The organism is Algoriphagus formosus (genome assembly GCF_002807035.1).
Taxonomy (GTDB): Bacteria; Bacteroidota; Bacteroidia; order Cytophagales; family Cyclobacteriaceae; genus Algoriphagus; species Algoriphagus formosus.
Window position 1 is genome coordinate 1,157,990 of the sequence record NZ_NIUC01000002.1, and the last position, 21,495, is coordinate 1,179,484.

19 protein-coding genes are annotated in these 21,495 nt (G+C 40.1%); 6 read left to right on the plus strand and 13 right to left on the minus strand.

Translation table 11 applies throughout. The features are described from left to right. Nucleotides 1-60: 60 nt before the first annotated feature. Complete coding sequence (locus CDH51_RS11230) at nucleotides 61-1,845, plus strand: patatin-like phospholipase family protein (RefSeq protein WP_100628656.1); 1,785 nt, start codon at nucleotides 61-63, stop codon at nucleotides 1,843-1,845. A gap of 65 nt (nucleotides 1,846-1,910) precedes the next feature. Here CDH51_RS11230 and CDH51_RS11235 read toward each other — a convergent pair whose 3' ends face one another. From CDH51_RS11235 to CDH51_RS11295, 13 genes are all read right to left on the minus strand, one after another. Then, nucleotides 1,911-3,704, minus strand: a complete 1,794-nt coding sequence (locus CDH51_RS11235) for an acyl-CoA dehydrogenase family protein (RefSeq protein WP_100628657.1) — start codon at nucleotides 3,702-3,704, stop codon at nucleotides 1,911-1,913. A gap of 111 nt (nucleotides 3,705-3,815) precedes the next feature. Further along, nucleotides 3,816-4,991: a thiolase family protein gene (locus CDH51_RS11240; RefSeq protein WP_100628658.1), complete on the minus strand. Its 1,176-nt coding sequence runs from the start codon at nucleotides 4,989-4,991 to the stop codon at nucleotides 3,816-3,818. Nucleotides 4,992-5,194: 203 nt separating this feature from the next. After that, entirely contained in the window at nucleotides 5,195-7,600 is a 2,406-nt protein-coding gene (locus CDH51_RS11245) for a 3-hydroxyacyl-CoA dehydrogenase/enoyl-CoA hydratase family protein (RefSeq protein ID WP_100628659.1), read from the minus strand. Between the two features lie 27 nt (nucleotides 7,601-7,627). Next, complete coding sequence (locus CDH51_RS11250; protein ID WP_024284217.1) at nucleotides 7,628-8,089, minus strand: MarR family winged helix-turn-helix transcriptional regulator; 462 nt, start codon at nucleotides 8,087-8,089, stop codon at nucleotides 7,628-7,630. A gap of 272 nt (nucleotides 8,090-8,361) precedes the next feature. Continuing rightward, nucleotides 8,362-10,107: an AMP-dependent synthetase/ligase gene (locus CDH51_RS11255; protein ID WP_100628660.1), complete on the minus strand. Its 1,746-nt coding sequence runs from the start codon at nucleotides 10,105-10,107 to the stop codon at nucleotides 8,362-8,364. Between the two features lie 474 nt (nucleotides 10,108-10,581). Next, nucleotides 10,582-12,240, minus strand: a complete 1,659-nt coding sequence (locus CDH51_RS11260) for an Ig-like domain-containing protein (protein ID WP_100628661.1) — start codon at nucleotides 12,238-12,240, stop codon at nucleotides 10,582-10,584. Next, entirely contained in the window at nucleotides 12,237-13,130 is an 894-nt protein-coding gene (locus CDH51_RS11265; RefSeq protein ID WP_100628662.1) for a class I SAM-dependent methyltransferase, read from the minus strand. The genes CDH51_RS11260 and CDH51_RS11265 overlap by 4 nt, the downstream gene beginning before the upstream one ends. Nucleotide 13,131: 1 nt before the next feature. After that, nucleotides 13,132-14,997 carry a tRNA uridine-5-carboxymethylaminomethyl(34) synthesis enzyme MnmG gene (mnmG, locus tag CDH51_RS11270; protein WP_100628663.1) on the minus strand — a complete coding sequence of 622 codons (1,866 nt, stop codon included), beginning with the start codon at nucleotides 14,995-14,997 and terminating at the stop codon, nucleotides 13,132-13,134. A 39-nt stretch (nucleotides 14,998-15,036) separates the two neighbouring features. After that, nucleotides 15,037-15,534: an rRNA maturation RNase YbeY gene (gene ybeY, locus CDH51_RS11275; protein WP_317045939.1), complete on the minus strand. Its 498-nt coding sequence runs from the start codon at nucleotides 15,532-15,534 to the stop codon at nucleotides 15,037-15,039. Beyond that, the gene (locus CDH51_RS11280) at nucleotides 15,488-15,889 is read right to left on the minus strand and encodes an ATP-binding protein (RefSeq protein WP_024284210.1); all 402 of its coding nucleotides are present in this window, start codon (nucleotides 15,887-15,889) and stop codon (nucleotides 15,488-15,490) included. The genes ybeY and CDH51_RS11280 overlap by 47 nt, the downstream gene beginning before the upstream one ends. 31 nt (nucleotides 15,890-15,920) lie before the next feature. Then, a complete protein-coding gene (locus CDH51_RS11285) occupies nucleotides 15,921-16,688 on the minus strand; it encodes an exodeoxyribonuclease III (RefSeq protein ID WP_100628665.1) in 768 nt (255 codons plus the stop codon). 1 nt (nucleotide 16,689) lies between these two features. Next, a complete protein-coding gene (locus CDH51_RS11290; protein ID WP_024284208.1) occupies nucleotides 16,690-17,052 on the minus strand; it encodes a hypothetical protein in 363 nt (120 codons plus the stop codon). A gap of 6 nt (nucleotides 17,053-17,058) precedes the next feature. Next, nucleotides 17,059-17,400, minus strand: coding sequence for a carboxymuconolactone decarboxylase family protein (locus tag CDH51_RS11295; RefSeq protein ID WP_024284207.1), 342 nt, complete (start codon nucleotides 17,398-17,400; stop codon nucleotides 17,059-17,061). Nucleotides 17,401-17,710: 310 nt separating this feature from the next. Between CDH51_RS11295 and CDH51_RS20385 the strand changes: the two genes are divergently transcribed. Genes CDH51_RS20385 through CDH51_RS11320 form a run of 5 tightly spaced genes read left to right on the plus strand, consistent with a single transcriptional unit; the run spans nucleotide 17,711 to nucleotide 21,491 of the window. Next, a complete protein-coding gene (locus CDH51_RS20385; RefSeq protein WP_317045940.1) occupies nucleotides 17,711-18,178 on the plus strand; it encodes a ComF family protein in 468 nt (155 codons plus the stop codon). Between the two features lie 3 nt (nucleotides 18,179-18,181). Further along, nucleotides 18,182-18,706 (plus strand): YfiT family bacillithiol transferase, encoded by a 525-nt coding sequence (locus CDH51_RS11305; RefSeq protein ID WP_100628667.1) that lies wholly within the window; start codon nucleotides 18,182-18,184, stop codon nucleotides 18,704-18,706. A gap of 12 nt (nucleotides 18,707-18,718) precedes the next feature. Then, nucleotides 18,719-19,477 carry an SDR family NAD(P)-dependent oxidoreductase gene (locus CDH51_RS11310; RefSeq protein ID WP_100628668.1) on the plus strand — a complete coding sequence of 253 codons (759 nt, stop codon included), beginning with the start codon at nucleotides 18,719-18,721 and terminating at the stop codon, nucleotides 19,475-19,477. Between the two features lie 7 nt (nucleotides 19,478-19,484). After that, entirely contained in the window at nucleotides 19,485-20,909 is a 1,425-nt protein-coding gene (locus CDH51_RS11315; protein ID WP_100628669.1) for a pyridoxal phosphate-dependent decarboxylase family protein, read from the plus strand. A 3-nt stretch (nucleotides 20,910-20,912) separates the two neighbouring features. Further along, nucleotides 20,913-21,491: a hypothetical protein gene (locus CDH51_RS11320; protein WP_100628670.1), complete on the plus strand. Its 579-nt coding sequence runs from the start codon at nucleotides 20,913-20,915 to the stop codon at nucleotides 21,489-21,491. Nucleotides 21,492-21,495 lie beyond the last annotated feature (4 nt).

Sequence of the window (21,495 nt, forward strand, 5' to 3'; positions counted from 1 at the left end):
GATTGATTTTGAGTATCATTTTGTAGCTCTTTCATTTTTAATAACGGATCAAGCCTTTCAATGGAAAATTTTAATGCGCATTACCATGCCCTTTTTAATCGTCTTTTTGATGGAATCGATGAAACCCTTCTTGACGAAATATTCAAAATTGGTACAAAGAAAACTTTGGAAACAGGAAATTATCTGTTTCATCAAGGGGACAAGGAAAATGTACTTTACATTGTACTTACCGGTAGATTAAGAGCGATCAAAGAAGAACCTAGCGGGACAAGAATTCTAGGAGATATAGGACAGGGTGAGCCGGTAGGAGAATTTGCCTTGTTTACCCGCGAGCCTAGGATGGCGTCAGTACTGGCAATTCGCAAGTCAACTGTTTTGGAATTTACACTGGAAGAATATCAGACGCTTGTATCCAGAAACCCAGCTTTGGCAAGTTCACTGACCAATTTTGTGATTCAGCGACTTCGAAGAAATACCTTTCAGCAAAATAAAACTGCCGCGCCGAAAAACATCGCACTTGTCAACCTGCAGGATAATTTAGACCTGAACCCATGGACGGATGATCTCAAGGCATACTTTGAGGAGCTGAAAGTACCTGTGCAAGTTTATGATTATGAGTCTCAGACAGAGATCCACGATGATGAATTTTTTGACTCTCTAGAGCAACATGAAGGGCTCAATATTCTTGTTTGCAGTGGAGAGCAACCAATTTGGTCTCATCAATGCCTGGTCTATGCCGATTTGGTCATTCTTGCTGCACCTTTTGAGGCAGAAGCGAGAATTCGACCAATCGAAAAAGAATTGAAACTCTATGACCAAAGTATTCTCAATAAAAAGATCTACCTTCTACTCTTGCATGAGGAAAACCCTTCCTTGACGAGGGGAACTGGTAGATGGTTGATGAAGCGACCTATACACATGCATATCCATCTCCGAAAAGGGAATAAAAAAGACAGTGCACGAATCTGTAGAATTCTAACCAATCAAGCTGTAGGACTTGTTTTGGGTGGGGGTGGTGCCAAAGGCTATGCACACATCGGAGTGATGCGAGCTCTGAAAGAAAAAGGCATTGATATCGACTTTCTGGGAGGAACCAGTGCAGGCGCGATCTACGGAATTTGTATGAGTTTCTTTGATTTTGAATTTGAACAAATCGAAGAAACTGTCTCCAAATCAGTAAAAAGCAAACTAACCTCCAATGACTTAACCATTCCTATGGTTTCATTTCTCTCAGGGAAAAAGGTGATTCGGTTTATCCAGGAAACTTTCGGAGAGTATGCGATGGAAGACATTTGGGTAAACTCCTATTGCGTCTCTACCAATTTTTCGAAAGCAACCATGAAAATTCATGATCAAGGTTTGCTTTGGAAGCAACTCGCTGCAAGTATGGCTATTCCGGGAGTTTTTCCTCCGGTAGTCATAGATCATTACTTGCATGTGGATGGAGCCGTCATGGACAACTTGCCGATCGAACCAATGTATCGCTATCCTGTCTCCAAAATCATTGCTATTTCTCTTTCGGGGCTTCCTGAGCGAAAGGTGAATTATCAAGACGCTCCTTCCGGATGGGCAGTTCTATGGGATAAGTTGCGCGGAAAGAAGCATTATAAAATTCCTTCTGTGGGTTCAATTATCATCAATTCGCTTACACTTAATAGTCTGCAAAAGCAGGAAATCACAAAAGATAAAGTGTCGCATTATTTTGAGCTAAACCTCAAAGGAGTAGGCTTTATGGATGATAAAAAGTGGAAACAGATCATGAAAAAGGGCTATGATCAAACGAATGAGTACTTAGAAAACTTAGCAGAATCTGAGCGCTTTTGGGAGAAATATCCTAAGCTTTAAAAAACTGAAACAAAAAGGAGGCTGATTCCTTTGAATCAGCCTCTCTCAATTATTCTAAATATAAATTAGAAAGGGTATTTCCCCTGCTCAATCATATAGTCTGCGATTTGTCTTCTGAGCTCCTTGGTGTTGATCAAGTCGATTTTTGTAAATCGCTTCAATCCCATCAACATTACTTTTTGCTCGTCTCCTTTTGCAAAAGAAGCGATTCCCTCCTTAGCAGCAGCATTGATTTTATCCACAGCTTCAGATAGGTAGACCTGAGACATGGCAATTTGATTTTTGCAAGCCTCTTCACCTTGGATTCCCACAAGTTTTTCTGTTCGCAGAATAGCTGATTCGACAGCATAGATTTCAATCATTACGTCTGCCAAATTCATCATTACTTCCTGCTCATCTTCGATTTTGTCCTGAAGAGCCATTGCTGCTTTACCGCCTACCATCAAGAAGACTTTTTTGAGCTTTTTGAGTACTTCTTTTTCTGCTGCGAAAAGCTCTGAAGTATCTACTGTTTCAAAAGATGGAACAGCCGTCAACTCATTTGCAACTGCCATTGCTGGTTCGAAAAGATTGATTTCGCCTTTCATCGCCCGCTTCAACAGCATTCCAACCATGAGCATACGGTTGATCTCATTCGTTCCCTCATAGATTCGAGCGATACGAGCATCACGATATGCACGCTCCATTGGCGCATCTGCAGAATATCCCATTCCTCCATAGACCTGAACTCCTTGATCCACTACAAAATCAAGTACTTCCGATCCATGTACTTTGGCAATAGCCGCCTCAATAGCAAACTGCTCCAATGCCTTCAACTTTGCATCCGCATCGGACAAACCCTCTGCCTCGAGAGCATCCATTCTATCTTCGATATCCTGACCGGCACGGTAGCAGAGTGATTCAGAAACGTAGGTGCGAACAGCCATTTCTGCCAGCATTCGTTTTACAGCTCCGAATGAGTTGATGCTAGTCCCAAATTGCTTTCGCTCGGTGGAATATTTAACAGCCAAACTGGTAACTGTACGAACTCCGCCCAAAACACCGGCTCCGAGTTTCACACGACCAATGTTGAGAATATTTACTGCAATCTTGAATCCATTTTGACGATCAGAAAGCATATTCTCAACTGGAACAGGACAATCATTGAAGAATACCTGACGAGTAGAAGAACCTTTGATTCCCATCTTCTTTTCTTCCTCGTTCATGGTAATACCTCCAAAGGTCTTCTCCACGATGAAAGCTGTCAGGTTTTTATCATCCTCGATTTTGGCAAAAACGATAAAAATATCTGCAAATCCGGCATTGGAAATCCACATCTTCTGCCCATTGATGAGGTAGTGCTTCCCATCTTCGGAAAGTGTAGCTTTTGTCTTTCCACTATTGGCATCAGAACCTGCATCCGGCTCAGTCAGGCAATAGCATGCAGCCCATTCTCCTGTAGCCAACTTAGGAAGGTATTTCTGTTTTTGCTCCTCATTTCCGTAGTAAAGAATCGGCAGTGTTCCGATCCCAGTATGGGCTCCATAGGTAGTGGAGAAAGACCCTGCTGCACCGATAATATCTGCGATCAACATGGAAGTATTGAAACTCATTCCCAAACCGCCATATTGCTCTGGAACAGATACACCCAAAAGACCCAATTCACCAGCTTTCTTGAAAATAGATGGAACGAGATCTGGGTTTTTCATACTGTCAATCTCCTCGATATTTGGTGTGATTTCCGTATCGATAAAATCCTGACAGGCCTGAGCCATCATTTTTTGCTCTTCGCTAAACTGCTCGGGAATAAAGACATCCTGTGCCTCTGTCTCCCGGATGAGGAACTCTCCTCCTTGAATTGATTTTGAAATAGTAGTCATGTTTTAAAGTTTTAGAGATTAGAAATCAGACAATGAGAAGAATAGCTTAAAGCTTAATTATTGAGTCAAAAGATCTCATCCCTAGTGTCTTGTTTCTTGGTTCTATAAATGTTATTTAAGCAGTTCAAATATCCCAGCTACTCCCTGTCCTCCTCCGACACAGGCTGTAACCATGCCGTGCTTTTTATTTCTTCTTCGGAGTTCGTTGAAAAGCTGTACCGAAAGCTTCGCTCCTGTGCAACCTAGTGGGTGACCCAGTGCTACTGCTCCTCCATTTACGTTCATAATATCCTCGTTCAAATCGAGTGCTTTCACCACTGCCAAAGCCTGGGCAGCAAAGGCTTCATTCAATTCGATCAAGTCAATGTCATTTAGAGAAAGTCCGGCTTGCTTCAATGCTTTCGGAACAGCCTCCTTCGGACCGATACCCATTATTCGCGGATCTACACCTGCCACAGAATAGGACATCATTCGGGCCATCGGATCCAGATTAAGCGATTTCATCAATCGCTCAGACATGACAACCACAAAAGCCGCCCCATCTGAAGTTTGGGATGAGTTTCCTGCAGTTACCTGACCTCCATTTTTAAAGGCAGGCTTCAAATTGGAAAGTACTTCCATGCTTGTTCCAGCACGTGGACCTTCGTCTGTATCTACTACATATTTTCTGGTTTTGCGCTTACCTTTTTCATCCAGGTAAGTCTCTTCCACTTCGACAGGAACAATTTCATCTTTGAATCTGCCTTCTTGAATAGCTGCTAAAGCACGCTCATGGGATCTTACCGAAAAAGCATCAGCGGCTTCTCGTGTGATATCATAGTCTTTAGCCAATTCTTCTGCTGTCAATCCCATACTTAGGTAATAGGAAGGTGTCTCAGAAGCAATTTTCCAGTTGAGCGCTGTTTTGTATCCCATCATAGGAACCAAAGACATAGACTCTGTACCTCCTGCGATGATACAATCGGCCATTCCAGCTTTGATTTTTCCTACAGCCAATGCGATAGCTTCTAGGCCTGATCCGCAGTATCGATTCATGACAAAACCTGGATTATCTATTCCCAAGGCCAAAAGGGAGATCATTCTACCCATTTGCATTCCTTGTTCAGCTTCCGGTATCGCATTTCCAACGATAAGATCATCGACCATTTTGGCTTCCAGACCCGGTGTATTTGCTACCAGGTGTTTGATGACGTCAGCAGCCAAATCATCTGGACGGTAAAAACGAAAACCACCTTTTTTGGCCTTCCCTACCGCCGATCTATATCCATTAATTATATATGCATCCATCGTGTAATTTTATTTTTTGGTTTATTGATATTGAAGAGTCAAGAAGTTAGAAACTAGAATCAAGATTTAGACTCCAATGAATTTTTAAGCATAATGATCATTCTTTGAACCTCTGAAAGATCAGCTTCCAATACTTTTGAAGTTGTGCATAATAAGTGTCATTTATGTCTTGATACTTGATACTATTATCTTGCTACTCAATTTTAATTTCTAAGTGGTTTTCCCTTAAATAGAATACTGTGTATCCTTTCCAGCGTCTTCGGTTCGGCTGTTAGACTCAAGAATGCCTCACGCTCCAAATCCAATAAGTATTGCTCAGAAACTTCCGTTGGAGAGGACAAATCTCCACCAGACATGACCCAAGCTAGCTTTCTGGCGATTTTTGCATCGTGCTCAGAAATATATTTTCCGTAAATCATTCCTGTGATTCCCGCTTCAAATAGCGCTAGGGAAGTTTTTCCCAAGACCTTGATGTTCGTCTGCTCGAGCGGTTGGGTATATCCTGCCCCAGAAAGCGCCAAAACCTTCTCTTTTGCTTCAGCTAACTGTCGCTTTCGATTTAAGGTGATTCCATCTTGAGGACGCAAATATCCTAGGCCTCTTGCCTCTTCGGCAGAAGTCGAAACTTTAGCCATCGCGATATTCATGAAATATTCCTGTAGCTGATTAAGCTCTACATCTCCAGCTACCACACCATTGGCAAATCGACGGGTCATTTCCTTGGTACCGCCGCCGGCTGGGATAAGTCCAACACCAACTTCCACAAGACCCATATACAACTCTGCATGTGCTTGAATATGATCTGCGTGTAAGGATAGTTCACAACCGCCTCCCAGTGCCATATTATGCGGAGCTACGACTACCGGAACTGATGAATATCTTGCTCGCATCATCGTTTTCTGGAACTGTGCGATCATCAAGTTAATCTCATCGTAATCTTGATCTCCGGCGAACATAAATAGCATAGCCAAATTTGCTCCTGCTGAGAAGTTTGCTCCTTCATTTCCTATGACTAGGCCTTTATAGGACTTTTCTGCCATAGAGATAGCAGTATTGATGCCTTCTATGACTTCTGCGCCCATGGAGTTCATCTTGGTATGGAATTCCAAACCAATGACATCATCTCCCATATCGTAAATAGAAGCTCCTGCATTGCCCCAGACTTTCTTGTCTGCTGCTTTGAGTGTATCTAGAATGATGAAATCATCCATTCCCGGTATTTCTACATAGGACTTAGATGGGATATCGTAGTATTTCTTTTTACCTCCCTCTACTTTGTAGAATGACTCATGACCTGCTTCGAGCATTTCATGAACCCAAGCTGCAGCTTTTTCACCTGCCGCTTCCATTTTTTCTACTGTCTCTTTTACTCCTAAAATATCCCAGGTCTCAAATGGTCCCAGCTCCCAACCGAAACCTGCGCAAACGGCCTGATCGATGCGATACAATTCATCGGCGATTTCCGGAATACGGTGTGATACATATTTGAATAGGTCATAAAAAGAAACCCGATAGAATTCTCCGGCCTTGTCATCAAAGTTGACCAAGAACTTGATTCGCTTCTTGAGATCATCTATCTCTTTGGATGCTTCAAGTGCTTTGAATTTTGGCTTTTCTACATCTTTGTATTCAAAAGTGTTGAAATCAAGTTCTTTGAGCTCTTTTCTACCGTCTTTGTGACGGATCATTTTGAAATAGCCTTGACCGGTTTTATCACCAAACCATTTGTTTTCATAAAGAACCTCAACAATTTTTGGCAGTTTGAATTTCTCACGAGATTCATCATGAGGTAAAGCCTTATAAAGATTGTTGGCAACATTGACTGTGGTATCCAGACCAACCACATCCATGGTTCGGAAAGTGGCAGATTTTGCTCTTCCTATGACGGTGCCGGTCAGTTTATCAACTTCAGATACCCCCAATCCCATTTTTTCGATAGCATGCATGCCTGAAATGATTGCGTATACACCGACACGATTGGCAATAAATGCTGGAGTATCCTTACAAAGGACCGTTTCTTTACCCAAGAAGCGATCTCCATAATCCATCAGAAAATCAATGATCTCGGGTTTTGTCTTAGGACCAGGAATGATCTCAAGAAGCTTCAGGTATCGAGGTGGGTTAAAAAAGTGTGTACCTGCAAAGTTTACTTGGAAATCTTCTGATCTTCCTTCACACATCATATGCATAGGAATCCCTGAAGTATTGGACGTAATCAAGGTACCTGGCTTTCGATACTTTTCGACCTTTTCAAACAATTGCTGCTTGATATCCAATCGCTCTACCACTACTTCGATTATCCAATCTACATCTTTGATTTTAGGAAGATCATCATCAAAGTTTCCTGTAGAAATCCTGCTTACCAAGCTCTTTTCATAAATAGGCGAAGGCTTGGATTTCATAGTACTTTGAAGAGCTGTATTCACAATTCGGTTACGAACTGCCGGATGCTCTTTCGTTAGCCCTTTTTTCTGTTCCTCTTCTGTGAGTTCAAATGGTACGATATCCAACAAAAGCACTTCAACGCCAATATTGGCGAAATGGCATGCTATCCTGGAACCCATCACTCCGGAACCTAAAACGGCAACTTTTTTAATGGTTTTGTTCATTTTTTTGGGTTTTTGGTAGTCTGAGGTTTATAATTCAAATATGGGTTTGTTGACAGCCGATCCACTGAATTGATCAATGACAAGTTGGAGCTTTTCAAAAACCTGAAAGAAGTTTTGCAAATCTTCCTCGGGAATTACCTCCCGCACTTGTTCATTAAATTCTTTGATCGTCTGTACCGAAATTTCCTTTTTTCTTCTTCCTTCTTCAGTAAGAAAAATCCGAACGGAACGCTTATCAGAAGGGTCCTGCTTCTTAAAAATCAATCCCTTCTCTTCCATGGTTTTAAGCATTCGGGTGAGACTTCTGGTCTCCAATCCTATCATGGGAGCTATCTTGGTAGCAGGAGTTCCTTCCTTGGAATTAATATTGATCAGCACAAATCCTATAGCCGTGGTGAATCCCTCGGCAGCTGCCTGCTGATTGTACATCCTTGATATTGCGTGCCAAGCACTCTTGATGTGATAGTCTACTGTTTCTTCTCGCTTCATTTACAAGTTTTCGCCTGAATTTAGAGAAGCTCAATTTAGAAATATTTTGTATGCATGCATACTATTTTGATAAAAAAGTTATGCATGCATCACAAATTTTTAATTGATAAATGGGTTATTAATAAAATATTATTAATTAAAAATTCATTATTAAAGTATTAAACAAAATATTCTATAAAAAAGGCTTCAATTTCAGAATTTAATTCTGAGATGAAGCCTAAGGTTAAATTTTGATGAAGAATCGAATTTTTGATTCAAATCAAATGCTTTTACTAAGCATATATTTCTGCGATCTCCTTTTGGAATTTTTCATGGATGACTTTCCGCTTCAATTTCATGGTTGGCGTTAGTTCCCCACTATCCACGCCCCAAGGCTGTGAAAGCAGTTTGAATTTTTTGATTTGCTCCCATTTACCATAATATTTATTGAAACTATCGACCTCACGCTGATACTTTTCGATTATATCCTGTCGGGCAATCATTTCTTCATCAGTCGTGTACGGGATTTCTTTATGCTTGCAGTATTCCCGGAGTCCATCATAACTAGGGACGATCAAAGCTGCAGGGAATTTTTGGCCATCACCGACTACAATCAATTGCTCGATTAGAGTAGACTCTTTAAATTTATTTTCCATCGGTTGAGGAGCAATATATTTTCCACCTGATGTTTTGAACATCTCCTTCTTGCGATCGGTAATCCGTAGGAAATCTCCGTCAAGTTCACCGATGTCTCCGGTATGAAACCAACCGTCTTTTAACACATCTGCGGTCATTTCAGGCTCGCGGTAGTAACCTTGCATGACATTCGGTCCCTTCACCAAGATTTCTCCATCCTGAGCGATTTTTACTTCCACATCTTTCACAATTTTCCCAACCCAACCTATTCGTACCTTTTCAGCTTCTGTCAGAGTGGCCGTAACGACCGGTGAAGTCTCTGTCAAACCATATCCTTCACAAACTTTTATTCCCGCAGCCCAGAATACTCGAGCTAATCTGGGTTGGAGAGCAGATGCTCCGGAATTGATTTGCATAATATTCCCACCAAGCGCTTCTCTCCATTTCGAGAATATCAGCTTATTGGCGATTTTTAATTGGGTATTATACCAGCCACCCATGTCTTTTGCCGGATCATATTTAAGCCCAAGATTAAGTGCCCAGAAAAACAGCTGCTTTTTTATTCCTGTCAGCTCATAGCCCTTGGCCACGATTTTATCATAGACTTTTTCCAATAATCTTGGAACTGTATTGAATAAATGTGGCTGTACCTCTTTTAGGTTATCACCAATTTTTTCGAGATTCTCAGCATAATAAATTGAGAATCCCATATACATAAAACAAAAAGAAGCTGTTCTCTCAAAAATATGACAGAGAGGTAGAAAACTGAGAACTTTTCCCTCTCCTGGAACGGGACTCATGATGTTTGAGACCGAAAGCAGATTTGAAAGTACATTGTGATGGGTAAGCATGACTCCTTTTGGTCTGCCTGTTGTACCTGAGGTATAGATAATGGTGAATAGATCCTCTGATTTTATTTTATCCTTTTCTGTCTCCAGTTGCGCCAAATCACCATCCTCACCCAGTTTCATCACTTCCTCCCAGTGAGAAGCTCCATCTAGTTTGTCGAAGGTAAAAATCTCTTGCCCTTTTGCTGCTTCTTTGGCCTTTTCGAAAATGGTCTGGTCCCCAGCAAAAATCATTTTCACTGATGCATGCCCGAAAATATAAGCGTAATCTTCGCTAGAAATAGTCGGATACATGGGGACTGAGATTGCACCAATTTGCTGTAGCGCCAAATCAATAAAATTCCACTCGGGTCTATTATCTGAAATGATGGCAACCTTATCCTCAGACTTGATTCCCTTGGCAAGAAATCCCAAACTCAGGCTATCTACTATGGATTTTAAATCTCTGGAGGAATAAGTAATCCATTGACCATCCTGTTTTCGGGAAAGAGCTACCTCTTTATTGTATTTGGAAATCTGATAAGGAATGAGATCGAATAAGCGTTTTAGGTCCATTGGGTTATTGTTTTGTCTGAACCAATATAGGCAAAAAAATATTCCATCAGAAGAGGTTTATCCACCGCTTCTTATACTAATTGTAAAAAAGAAAAAGATTTAAAAAATTTCTTATTAAGGTTATTAAGGGTGTTAATAAGTGGATAATTACTGATTACTGATTTTTCCACTTGTTTTCCTATTTCTTCTGTATTTATAAATAGCTTTTCCCCATTTTGTTAACATATAAATATCTAAAAATCAGTTATTTGTTATTTATTGTTTTTACTTGTTGATACTTGGATGTTGAAAGCATGTTATTAATCCTGCTGTTGATAAGATGATTTCTTAAAGTGGAAAGATGATCAGTTTTGCACCGATTTTGGGATCCAATCTTTTTTCATGAATGCTTGTATGGATAAGTAGTTTTTTTCCAGTTAATGGAAGCTTGTTTTCCACTTCCATTTTGCCACTTATCCACAGCATTATCTCGCTCTAGTATCCGGTTGGTTTGCTAGCTTTTATAATTATTCCCTCATTAGTCCATCCGCTTTTGAGAATCACTTCTCCTATTTTTCCTGTATCATCCTTGAAATAGAAGACTCTTTCGGCTAATCTATTTTCATAAAAATTAGCAGGATCCCATCGTTTATTTCCATTGCTATCCTCGATTACTCTTAATTGATAGTTTCCTGGTTGTAGATTTTGAAGAGTGAATTCATTTCCGTCTTCAATTATTTTCTCACGTACTTTTTCTCCCTTGGAATCTAGCAATTGGAGTATAAATGGGCCATTACTCCCTTCAATATTACCTGACAATACATCCGCTAAAGTCTCAGGTTTGATCTGCCTGTAATTAGCTCTTAATGCCTCTCCATTGTAGGTGCCTGTGATATCTAGAAAGGTGGAGTCCATTGCAGTGAGGGTGAATATCTGAATAGGTAAGCTATCCAATACTGGTATGTTAATGGCTAACTCGGTTCTTTTTAAACTATCTGTGAAGAAGAACATCTGTCTTTCTATCTGTATTTGATTCGTGGAATCGATTGGTATAAATAAAGAGTCAGTCTTAATCTCTTTGATAGGTTTGTTGAATTTTAGGATGGCCTTTAGTGTATCTGTGAAATTTAATCCTGAATTGGCTGATACTGTTAAGTCATCTGGTCTTCTCTCATTCTTGGGAAATTTGGCCCAAATAGCTGTATCAATTTTATTTCCTACAGAGTCTTTTAATAAGAGATTAACCTGAATACTGTCTGCTATTTCTTCTGTTGAGAAAAGTTTTAAGGTGCTTTCTTCCTTCGAATAGAATATGGATTCCCCTAGTCCTTCTACTCCAATGTTATCCTCTACCGTCGATTTATTGAGAATTATATCATAGCTGCCATTGGTGAAGCTTGATCTTGAAAATCTTAATTCACTTAAGTCAGCTTGTGACAAATTAAATTGAAGACCTTCAAGATTTGATTCTACTGTTATTGTGTCCTGTAAAAAATCATATGCCTCTGATTTAGATTCTGCCTTAGTGGAGTTGTTTGCGTCATGCCAAGCGTAAGCTCTGTACCTATTAGCTCTAATATTTTCAATGACAAAATTCCCTAGACTATCCGCTCTTGTCAAGTAGTATGGAGCGGCCGTAAATAAATCTGTTGTATCATTTTCTAAATATAGACCGATGATTACATCCCGGTAATCAAACTGTCTCTTTGGCCAATAATGGTTTACAGAACCGGAAACAGTTAGGCTGTCAATAAATGGGCCTGTAGAAAACACAATCTTTAGATTTTCAGCGGGGTTACCTTCTGATAAATCTTGGATTGAATTTTGGAAATTGAATACGTAAGTAGTGCTATCTTCTAATTCTTGATTTAACTCGATTACTACTCGATCCTTGAGAGCTGTAGTTACGATTTCATCCTTTTGGAGTCTTGGAGTTATGATGATGTTTTTGGAAGGATTGTCCAGCTTGATATATTCATCAAATTGCAGTACAATTTCCTCTGGTTTTGTGTTTAGTTCTTGGGTTTCAGGATTAGACTGAAGTAGTTTGGGTGGTTCTTCATCTCTTGGTCCTCCTTGTGGAGAAGACTGTTTCGCACATCTGCTAAAACTGATGGCAGCTAAAAAAAGTATGATAATTCTTAATTTTTTCACTTCTTCTTAAGTATGTAGAGAATGCTAGAATAATTTCCTGATTCCTTTGCTTTCAAATTTGAATTCAGTCCTGAAATAAAAGACTTTGCTAAAGAGGTTAAGTTTTGATTCTCAGGATTTAAATATTTTTCAGATAACAAGGAGACATAATAGCTGTCGAAAGTCATCGGATATCTCTCGACTATTTGGAGATTAAACTTGTTCGCCAAATTATCAAAGCTTTTGGTATCAAAATGATAAAGGTGTCTTGGTACATCCCAACCTGCCCAATATTCTTTGTATTTCGATGCATCTGCAGACTGGTGATTAGGTAGCGCTATTAATATATAACCATCTGATTTTAAGAGGGTTATAATATTTTTTACTGCTTTTCTTAATCCGTGAACATGTTCTAAGACATGAAATAATGTGATGATATCAAATTTTTCCGATGACGGTATATTTTCTAGCTTTTCGTCTATCTGAATCTTTAATTTCTCTTCAGCTAGCTTTCTAGCAGTTTTACTTGGTTCTATTCCTGATACCTTCCAATTTTTACTCTGAAAAAACTTAAGGAGTTCCCCGGTACCACATCCTATGTCGAGTATACTTTTATCTGTACCAAGAGAGCTGATTAGCTTATATTTTTTCTTGATATTTATTTGGCGTACTTGATTGTAAATTTTTGAGATTAAAGAGTTTGAATCATCTGAATGGGAATAGTACTCATCGAACTCGTAGTATTTAGCTATTGACTTTTTCCCTGGTCTTGGATTCGTAAATATAAGGTTGCATTCCTGGCAGTGACAGAGGATAAAATCTTCCTGACTTACCGCAAAATCTTTGATGGTTTGGTAATTAAGAAAATGCCCACTTTTGCAGAGTGGGCATTTATTTTGTCTCTTTAGCATTTTATCTTCCTAAGTATACAGTAAGAATAGAAAGGTCTGCGGGTGATACTCCGCTTATTCTTGAAGCTTGTCCTAAGGTAATTGGCCTAATTTTATTGAGCTTTTGTCTACCTTCTGCGGATAAAGCAGGAACCTGAAGATAATCGAATTTTTGAGGTATTTTGAAATCTTCCATATTCGACAGCTTCTCAACCATTTGCCGTTCTTTTTCGATGTAGCTATCGTACTTGATCTGGATCTCTGCTTGCTCCAATACATCCTGGGCGAAACCTGAAAGATAGCTTTCTAAGTCCTTATCCAGCATTTTCAATTCATTTACACCGATCTGCGGCCTTTTCAATAGCTTTTCTATTGAAATCTTCTCCCGAATTGTAGCCGTTCCTATTTCTTCAAGAATTTCATTGGAAATAGCAGGTTCCAGCTTTTTCTGTTTTAGATCGTTTATCAACCGAGCAGTTTCTTCTTTTTTGCTCTGTACTTTATCGAAGCGTGATTGTTCTGCCAGTCCAATCTGATATCCTCTCTCCGTAAGTCTAATGTCTGCATTATCTTGTCTTAGAAGTAATCGGAACTCAGCTCTGGAAGTAAACATTCGGTAAGGTTCCTCTGTACCTTTATTGATCAAATCATCGATTAGTACTCCGATGTATGCTTCTGATCTTTGAAGGACAAAAGGGTCTTTCTCTTTAACTTTCAAGCTAGCATTAATTCCAGCTATTAATCCTTGTGATCCAGCTTCTTCATATCCCGTGGTGCCGTTTATCTGACCGGCAAAGAATAGATTCTCTACTAGCTTTGTCTCAAGGGTTAGACTCAATTGTGTTGGAGGGAAAAAGTCATATTCAATGGCATATCCTGGACGGAACATTTTCGCATTTTCAAACCCAGGTATCTGCCGCATGGCTTTATATTGAACGTCCTCAGGTAATGAGGTTGAAAAGCCATTTACATAGATTTCAACAGTATTCCAACCTTCTGGTTCTACGAAAATTTGATGTCTTTCGCGTTCTGCAAATCTATTGATTTTGTCCTCAATGGATGGGCAATACCTAGGTCCCAGGCCTTGAATTCGTCCATTAAACATGGGTGAACGATCAAAACCGGTCTCTAACGTCTCATGAACATCTTTATTGGTATATGTAATCCAACAAGTTCTTTGTTCTTTTAAAGGGCTTGTTTCATCAGAATAGCTGAATTTTTCAGGGTTTTCATCTCCATATTGGATCTCCATTTTAGAGTAGTCTAGACTTCGACCATCCACTCTAGGTGGTGTTCCTGTCTTCATTCTTCCAGATTCAAATCCCAATTCAACCAATTGCTCGGTGATTCCTTTTGATGCTGATTCGCCTGTTCTTCCTCCTCCAAATTGCTTTTCGCCTATATGTATGATTCCATTTAGGAACGTTCCATTTGTAAGAACGACAGATTTACCAGCTATTTCTATGCCCATACCAGTTCGTACGCCAACTACTCGTCCGCCTTTCACCACAATACCGGTTACCATTTCCTGCCAGAAATCTACATTTGGGTTTCTTTCTAAGGCTAATCTCCACTCTTCTGCAAAGCGCATTCGGTCATTTTGGGATCTTGGAGACCACATTGCAGGCCCTTTAGATCGGTTGAGCATTCGAAACTGAATCATGGATTTGTCTGAAATTATACCAGACATACCTCCTAGTGCATCAATTTCCCGGACTATCTGTCCTTTTGCTACTCCACCCATTGCAGGATTACAAGACATCTGAGCAATGGTGTTCATATTCATGGTGCATAAAAGCACCTTGGAACCCATCTTTGCTGCAGCATGTGCTGCTTCACAGCCCGCATGGCCTGCCCCTACTACAATGACATCGTATTGATCGAACATGTGTATTTTCTTTACTGTTTCACGTGGAACATGGAAGGGTTATTTTCCTGTTTCACGTGGAACACTTAATTCTTCGAATAATTTAATTCCTTCTGATTCCTTTCTTCTCATGGCTTTTACATCCCCTTCTTCTTTGTCCTTATAACCCATGAGGTGGAATAATCCGTGACCTATGACTCGGCTAAGTTCTTGTTGCAACTCTGATTTATGAGTCTTGGCATTTTCTTTAACTCTTTCTATGCTAATAAAGATGTCTCCTTCTATAACATTCTCCTCTTCCGAATTATCAAATGTGATGATATCAGTTAAGGTGTCATGATCTAGATATTCTAAATTGATTTTATGAAGGTATTCATCTGAGCAGAAGATGTAATTGAGTTCTACGATTTGAAAACCCTCTGAGGCGGCAAGTGAATTAAGCCAACCTTTGCGAACTCTTTTTTGAGCTAAATTGAAGCTTGTGTCTTCAGTAAAGAAATGAATCGCCATTTCAATCCATGTAAAAAGAAAGAATGGTTTTCTTTCCTTGGTTTTCAAATTTTACTTCATCGCTTAGATGCTTGATCAAGAAGATTCCTCTACCCCCTGGTTTCTCAATATTTTCGGGTGCAGTTGGATCCGGAAGATTATCAATTTCAAACCCATTTCCTTCATCTTCGATGACAAAACTTAATTTGTCATCCTCTGCCATTAATTCTAAATGAACCAGTTTTTCCTTATCACTTTGATTTCCGTGTAGAATGGCGTTGCTGATACATTCTGTTACAGAAATCATGATGTTGCCATAGATGTCATCATTAATATCAAACTTTTCCCTTGCATTATCGATGAAGCTTTCAATTATCTTGATATTATCGATTAATGAGGGTATTGAAATTTTTATGGAGTTCATGATAAAATTTTGACTATAGCAACAAATAATTTTATAATTCCTTTATTTCCAAAGAGATAGGACAATGATCTGAGTGGATCACATCTTGGAGAATATTAGCACTTTTCAAACGACTTTCCATGGCTTGAGTTGCCATATGATAATCTATTCGCCATCCTAAGTTTTTGTTTCTGGCATTTGCTCGATAGCTCCACCACGAATATTGATGTGGATCCTGATTGAAGTGACGGAATGTATCGATAAATCCTGATTCAGTGAATTTATCCATCCAAGCTCTTTCTTCTGGAAGGAATCCACTTGAGTTTTTATTAGAAACAGGGTTGTGAATATCTATAGGCTTATGGCAGATGTTATAATCACCACTCAAGATCAAATTTGGATTCTCTTCTCTTAGGTCTTGCATGTAGCCGAAGATATCGTCTAGGAATTCGTATTTGAAGTCCTGTCGAATATCACCGGTGGTACCAGATGGGAAGTAGGCAGACAGAAATGAGAAGTCCTCAAAATCTGCCTGTATTATTCTGCCTTCTTGATCGTACTTTTCCAGACCCATTCCATACTTCACATTTTTTGGAGTGGATTTGGAAAATATAGCCACACCAGAATAGCCTTTTTTCTCAGCTGGAAACCAATACAAATTATAGCCTAAGTCTTTGAAAACCTGGGTTTCTACTTGGTTTTCATGGGCCTTAAGTTCCTGTATACCAATGATATCCGGATTTTCTTTTGCAAGCCAATCAGCAAAGCCTTTGTTCATGGCTGCTCGGATTCCATTGACATTATAGGAGAGAATTTTCATCTTAATCTATTTGCAGTTCGTATTCTTTTTCAAAGTATTCTAATACTTGGATTTTCAACAACTTCTCCTGCTCCAACAAGTCGAAGTGTGGTAACTCTTGTTTTAAATTCCAATGAGGCCAACCATCCTGGTCTACATATTCAAGTTCGTAATAACCGGCATAGCTGAGAACTTTACAAATGGCAATGTGCATCAAGTCCTGCTTTTCTTCTTTAGAGAAATGCTTTGATCCCTTACCAAGTTCCTGTACCCCAATTAAAAACAAGACTCCATTGAGATCCTTGGGTTTCTTACCGATAGTTTCTTCCAATTCTAGAAGCAACTTTCCCCACTTTCTTTCTAAATCAAGATCTCTTTTAAACATTATAAACTATTGATTTTCAAGTGTTTCCCAATACTCTACGGCTCTTCTTAAATGCGGAATGACGATAGATCCACCGATCAAAACAGCAATAGAAAAGACCTCAAATACTTCTTTTCTCGTGACTCCGGACTCAAAGCAAGAGCCCAAATGGTACTTGACGCAGTCGTCGCATCGCATCACCATGGAACAAGCCAAACCAATCATTTCTTTGCTTTTGATATCTAAAGCTCCAGCAGCATAAGCATTGGTGTCGAGGTTGAAGAACCTTTTGATCACCTTGTTGTCCTCAGCGAGAATCCGCTCGTTCATTTTAGCGCGGTAATCGTTGAATTCTTCCAATAAACCCATTAAATTAATGCATTAGTGTTGAATAATCTGCAAATATACAGATATCTGTATGACCCATGAACAACAGCCTTTTAATCCAAAGCGTTTATTCTTCTTCAAAGATTTTTTGGATCTGATTTTTCCGCAAAATTGTGTGTCTTGCGGAAGGAACCTGTTTGATTGGGAATTGAGTCTTTGTGGTATTTGTAAAAACAAACTACCTGTTTCAAGTTACCACCTTCGACCGACAGATAATGACTTAACACAAAAGCTTCAAGGTCTTTGTCCCGTCTCGCGTTGTATCTCTTTTCTGAAGTTTTCCCGAAAGGGTATGAGCCAAAAGCTACTTCATACGCTCAAATACCGAAATAAGCCAGAATTAGGAAGGGTTTTGGGAAATCTTTTTGGTAAAATTTTGATCGAAACCGACTTCGCCGGCACTTGGGATGCTATCGTGCCTGTTCCCTTGCACCCTCAAAAACTCAAACGAAGAGGATATAATCAAAGTGAAGAGTTTGCGAAAGGAATCGCGGAAGTTTTGGCTATTACTGTCGAAAATTGTCTGGAAAGACGCAAATGGACAGAAACGCAAACCAATAAGTCGAGAATAGAACGAATCGAGAACGTTTCTGGAGTATTTGAGATAAAAAATACCGCTCAGATACTAGGCAAAAACCTCCTTTTGGTGGATGATGTGATTACCACGGGCGCTACACTTGCCGCTTCTGCAACTATTTTGTGGGAGAATGGAGCAAAAACAGTAGATTTGGCTACCATCGCTGCAGGCGGAGGGTACTGAAAAATGATAGACATCGAATCACTCAAATATCCCATTGGCAGGTTTTCTATGCCTGAAAAGCCGGATTTGGAAACGGTTATTTCAGAAATCACCCAATTCCCAGAATTGATTGAAGCTGCGACTGCCAAACTTTCAAAGGCTCAGTTGGATAGTCCTTACCGACCGGGCGGATGGTCCGTGAGGCAAGTGGTGCACCATTTGGCTGACAGCCATATGAATGCTTTTATCCGCTTTAAACTCACTTTGACAGAGGACACACCTACCATCAAACCATATTTGGAAGCCTCATGGGCAAATTTGGCAGATAGCTATCTTGACATTGAATCATCCATTATTTTGCTCAAGCAAATCCATTTTAAATGGGCTGTTTTGCTTGAAAGCATGAGTGCTGAGGATTTTGATCGCTGCTATTTCCATCCCGAATCCCAAAAAAAGGTTCCTCTATCGGAAGCTACTCATCTTTATGCTTGGCATGGATTGCATCATTTAGCTCATATTCAGCATTTGGCCCTTCGAGAAAACTGGTAAAATTTAAAAATCATGTACGTTTCCCTTGAAAATCAAAGAATCCTTGTCACCGGAGCTTCACGCGGTATAGGTCGTGCTATCGCAAAACAACTTTCCGACTCAGGAGCAGAAGTGATTATTCATTTTAATTCCAACAGAAAAGAAGCGGAAAGTTTACAGGCTGAATTGAAAAACCCTTCTCATTTGGAGCCTTGTGATTTAGCAGATAGCAATCAGGTAATGGGTTTTATTCCCAAATTGGTAGAGAAATATGGGCCTATTTCCGCTTTGGTCAATAATGCTGGGATATCCCCTTCAGCACCCGATTCTTTGGAGACGGATGAATGGCTGAAAGTTTGGGAAAAAACCATGGCAGTCAATGCCACTGCAGTTGGCATTTTGTGTAAGGAGTTTATCGATCAGGCAAAACCACGGCAAAATGGGCGAATTGTGATGATTTCTTCTCGAGCAGCCTTTCGGGGCGATACGACGGACTATTTGGCCTATGCCGCATCCAAAGGGGCTTTGGTCAGCTTGACCCGATCGATTGCTAGACATTATGGCAAAGAAGGCATCAAGGCATTTTTGATAGCTCCTGGATTCACCAAAACAGACATGGCCAATGAGATTTTGTCAGTGTATGGTGAAGACTTTGCTTTAAAAGATATTGCTCTTAAAGAACTTGCCAGGCCGGAAGATATGGCGCCGATGGTGACTTTGCTTTGCTCCGGTCTTGCAGATCATGCAACAGGCACGTCAATAGACATCAATTCGGGCTCCTATGTGAGATAGATTGAAAATGGATAAACAAGAATTTAGAAAATATGCCCACCAGCTGGTGGATTGGATGGCGGACTACCTGGAAGAAAAGGAAAAATATCCGGTAACTCCTTCGGTCAAGCCTAGAGAAATTTATGATCAATTGCCTTCCACAGCCCCTGATCAGGGAGAGGACTTTGAAAAGATCTTTCAGGATTTTCAGGAAATCATTGTGCCAGGAATGACTCATTGGCAGCATCCGGCTTTTTTTGGATATTTCCCCGCAAATAATTCTGAGCCCTCCATTTTGGCAGAAATGCTTATGTCCACTTTGGGAGCACAATGCATGTCTTGGCTCACTTCTCCTGCCGCTACAGAGCTCGAGGAGTGCGTCTGTGACTGGCTTCGGGATGCAAAAGGAATTGATTCAACATGGAAGGGAGTCATTCACGATACCGCAAGTACGGCCACTTTGAGCGCGATTTTGACTGCTCGAGAGCGAAAGTCTAATTGGGGAATCAATGAGAAGGGTTTTTCAGGTAAAGAACATTACCGAATCTATTCCTCCTCCCACGTGCATTCATCTATTGACAAGGCGATTCGAATCGCAGGTCTGGGTGTGGACAATCTCGTCAGAATTGAAGTAGATGAGGAATTTGCGATGATTCCTGAGGCTTTGGAAGCAGCCATCCAAAAGGATATTGATGCTGGAAAAACGCCTCTTTGTGTAGTCTCTGCTCTGGGCACTACCTCCAGTACAGCAGTAGACCCGATCGGTAAAATCTCGGAAATCACTCAAAAATTTGGCATTTGGCATCACATCGACGCTGCTTTTGCAGGCACTGCTCTGCTTTTACCCGAGTTTCAAAGTCTCATCAAAGGGCATGAAGCTGCGGATTCCTATGTTTTCAACCCACATAAGTGGATGTTCACTAATTTCGATTGCACTGTTTTATTCTTGAAGGATCCCAAGGACCTTGTCCAAACATTTTCACTTACTCCTGAATACCTAAAGACTGATTTGGACAAAGAAGTCAACAATTACCGCGATTGGGGAATTCAATTGGGTCGGAGGTTTCGCGCTTTGAAGCTATGGTTTGTGATCCGGAGCTATGGCCTTAATGGAATTCGAGAAAAGCTGCGTCATCACCTGATGCTTACCCAAAAAGTAGTGCAGTGGATCAACCAAACCGATGATTTGGAAATCTTAGCTCCTGTAAAGTTCAATACCATTTGCTTCCGGCAAAAATTGAGTTCAGGAGATCAAAATGCTGAAAATCAGTTTAATGAAAAGTGGATGGCAGCTGTAAATGAAACCGGCAAAGCTTTTTTTTCCCACACTAAATTGAATGGGAAATATGTAATTCGATGGGTCATCGGGCAAACCGACGTCACGGAGAAACATATCGAATCAGCCTGGGTTTTATTACTTGAAACACGCCAAAAGCTACTTCAAGAAATCTAAAGCATGCCTTCCAAAGATCCCATCCTTACTCCGGAGCTTCTAAAAATCATTAAAATCTTCGGTGCGGCTTCTATCCTTTTGGTGGTGGTTTTTTCTTTTTTTGACTCTTATCGTGCTAATAACTCTGGAGAGGACAGAACTTTCCGGATGACTTCAGCTTCTCGTCTATATTTTCTCAATCTAAAAGCTATCAATTATGTGCGCGAGAATCGAAGCGATGCGGGAATGGTCCTTTATCGCCATAACGGCTTCGGTTTAGAAAGCGAAGAGGAAACCTTGATATTGGTCCTCATTTTAAACAGTCAGAAAGATGAAAGTTATCTTTATTTAGAGCCAAAGAACATAGATTGGCCCATTCGATTGTCTTTTGAGGAAAACGGTCAAACAAGACTGTTGAATTTTGAAAATGGAAATAAGTTTGATCACCTTGAGCAGGTCACTGAGCTCCAAAAACTCCTAGAAGAGGAGGTAAAACTGTTTTTACTAGACGAAGATCAAAAAATTCCACTTTGGAGCTCTGAATCTGAAAAAGACGCTGTCAAATTTACTTTTGAAGACTATTTTCGGATTATCGAAAACTAAATCA

What these genes read in the sequence shown, in the direction of transcription:
- CDH51_RS11235 (WP_100628657.1), bottom strand. Translation starts at nt 3,704, where the DNA reads ATGACTACTATTTCAAAATCAATTCAAGGAGGAGAGTTCCTCATCCGG.
- CDH51_RS11305 (WP_100628667.1), top strand. Translation starts at nt 18,182, where the DNA reads ATGATAGACATCGAATCACTCAAATATCCCATTGGCAGGTTTTCTATG.
- CDH51_RS11265 (WP_100628662.1), bottom strand. Translation starts at nt 13,130, where the DNA reads ATGCTAAAGAGACAAAATAAATGCCCACTCTGCAAAAGTGGGCATTTT.
- CDH51_RS20385 (WP_317045940.1), top strand. Translation starts at nt 17,711, where the DNA reads ATGAGCCAAAAGCTACTTCATACGCTCAAATACCGAAATAAGCCAGAA.
- CDH51_RS11295 (WP_024284207.1), bottom strand. Translation starts at nt 17,400, where the DNA reads ATGGGTTTATTGGAAGAATTCAACGATTACCGCGCTAAAATGAACGAG.
- CDH51_RS11230 (WP_100628656.1), top strand. Translation starts at nt 61, where the DNA reads ATGGAAAATTTTAATGCGCATTACCATGCCCTTTTTAATCGTCTTTTT.
- CDH51_RS11245 (WP_100628659.1), bottom strand. Translation starts at nt 7,600, where the DNA reads ATGAACAAAACCATTAAAAAAGTTGCCGTTTTAGGTTCCGGAGTGATG.
- CDH51_RS11315 (WP_100628669.1), top strand. Translation starts at nt 19,485, where the DNA reads ATGGATAAACAAGAATTTAGAAAATATGCCCACCAGCTGGTGGATTGG.
- CDH51_RS11240 (WP_100628658.1), bottom strand. Translation starts at nt 4,991, where the DNA reads ATGGATGCATATATAATTAATGGATATAGATCGGCGGTAGGGAAGGCC.
- CDH51_RS11280 (WP_024284210.1), bottom strand. Translation starts at nt 15,889, where the DNA reads ATGAACTCCATAAAAATTTCAATACCCTCATTAATCGATAATATCAAG.
- CDH51_RS11255 (WP_100628660.1), bottom strand. Translation starts at nt 10,107, where the DNA reads ATGGACCTAAAACGCTTATTCGATCTCATTCCTTATCAGATTTCCAAA.
- mnmG (WP_100628663.1), bottom strand. Translation starts at nt 14,997, where the DNA reads ATGTTCGATCAATACGATGTCATTGTAGTAGGGGCAGGCCATGCGGGC.
- CDH51_RS11320 (WP_100628670.1), top strand. Translation starts at nt 20,913, where the DNA reads ATGCCTTCCAAAGATCCCATCCTTACTCCGGAGCTTCTAAAAATCATT.
- CDH51_RS11250 (WP_024284217.1), bottom strand. Translation starts at nt 8,089, where the DNA reads ATGAAGCGAGAAGAAACAGTAGACTATCACATCAAGAGTGCTTGGCAC.
- CDH51_RS11310 (WP_100628668.1), top strand. Translation starts at nt 18,719, where the DNA reads ATGTACGTTTCCCTTGAAAATCAAAGAATCCTTGTCACCGGAGCTTCA.
- CDH51_RS11285 (WP_100628665.1), bottom strand. Translation starts at nt 16,688, where the DNA reads ATGAAAATTCTCTCCTATAATGTCAATGGAATCCGAGCAGCCATGAAC.
- CDH51_RS11290 (WP_024284208.1), bottom strand. Translation starts at nt 17,052, where the DNA reads ATGTTTAAAAGAGATCTTGATTTAGAAAGAAAGTGGGGAAAGTTGCTT.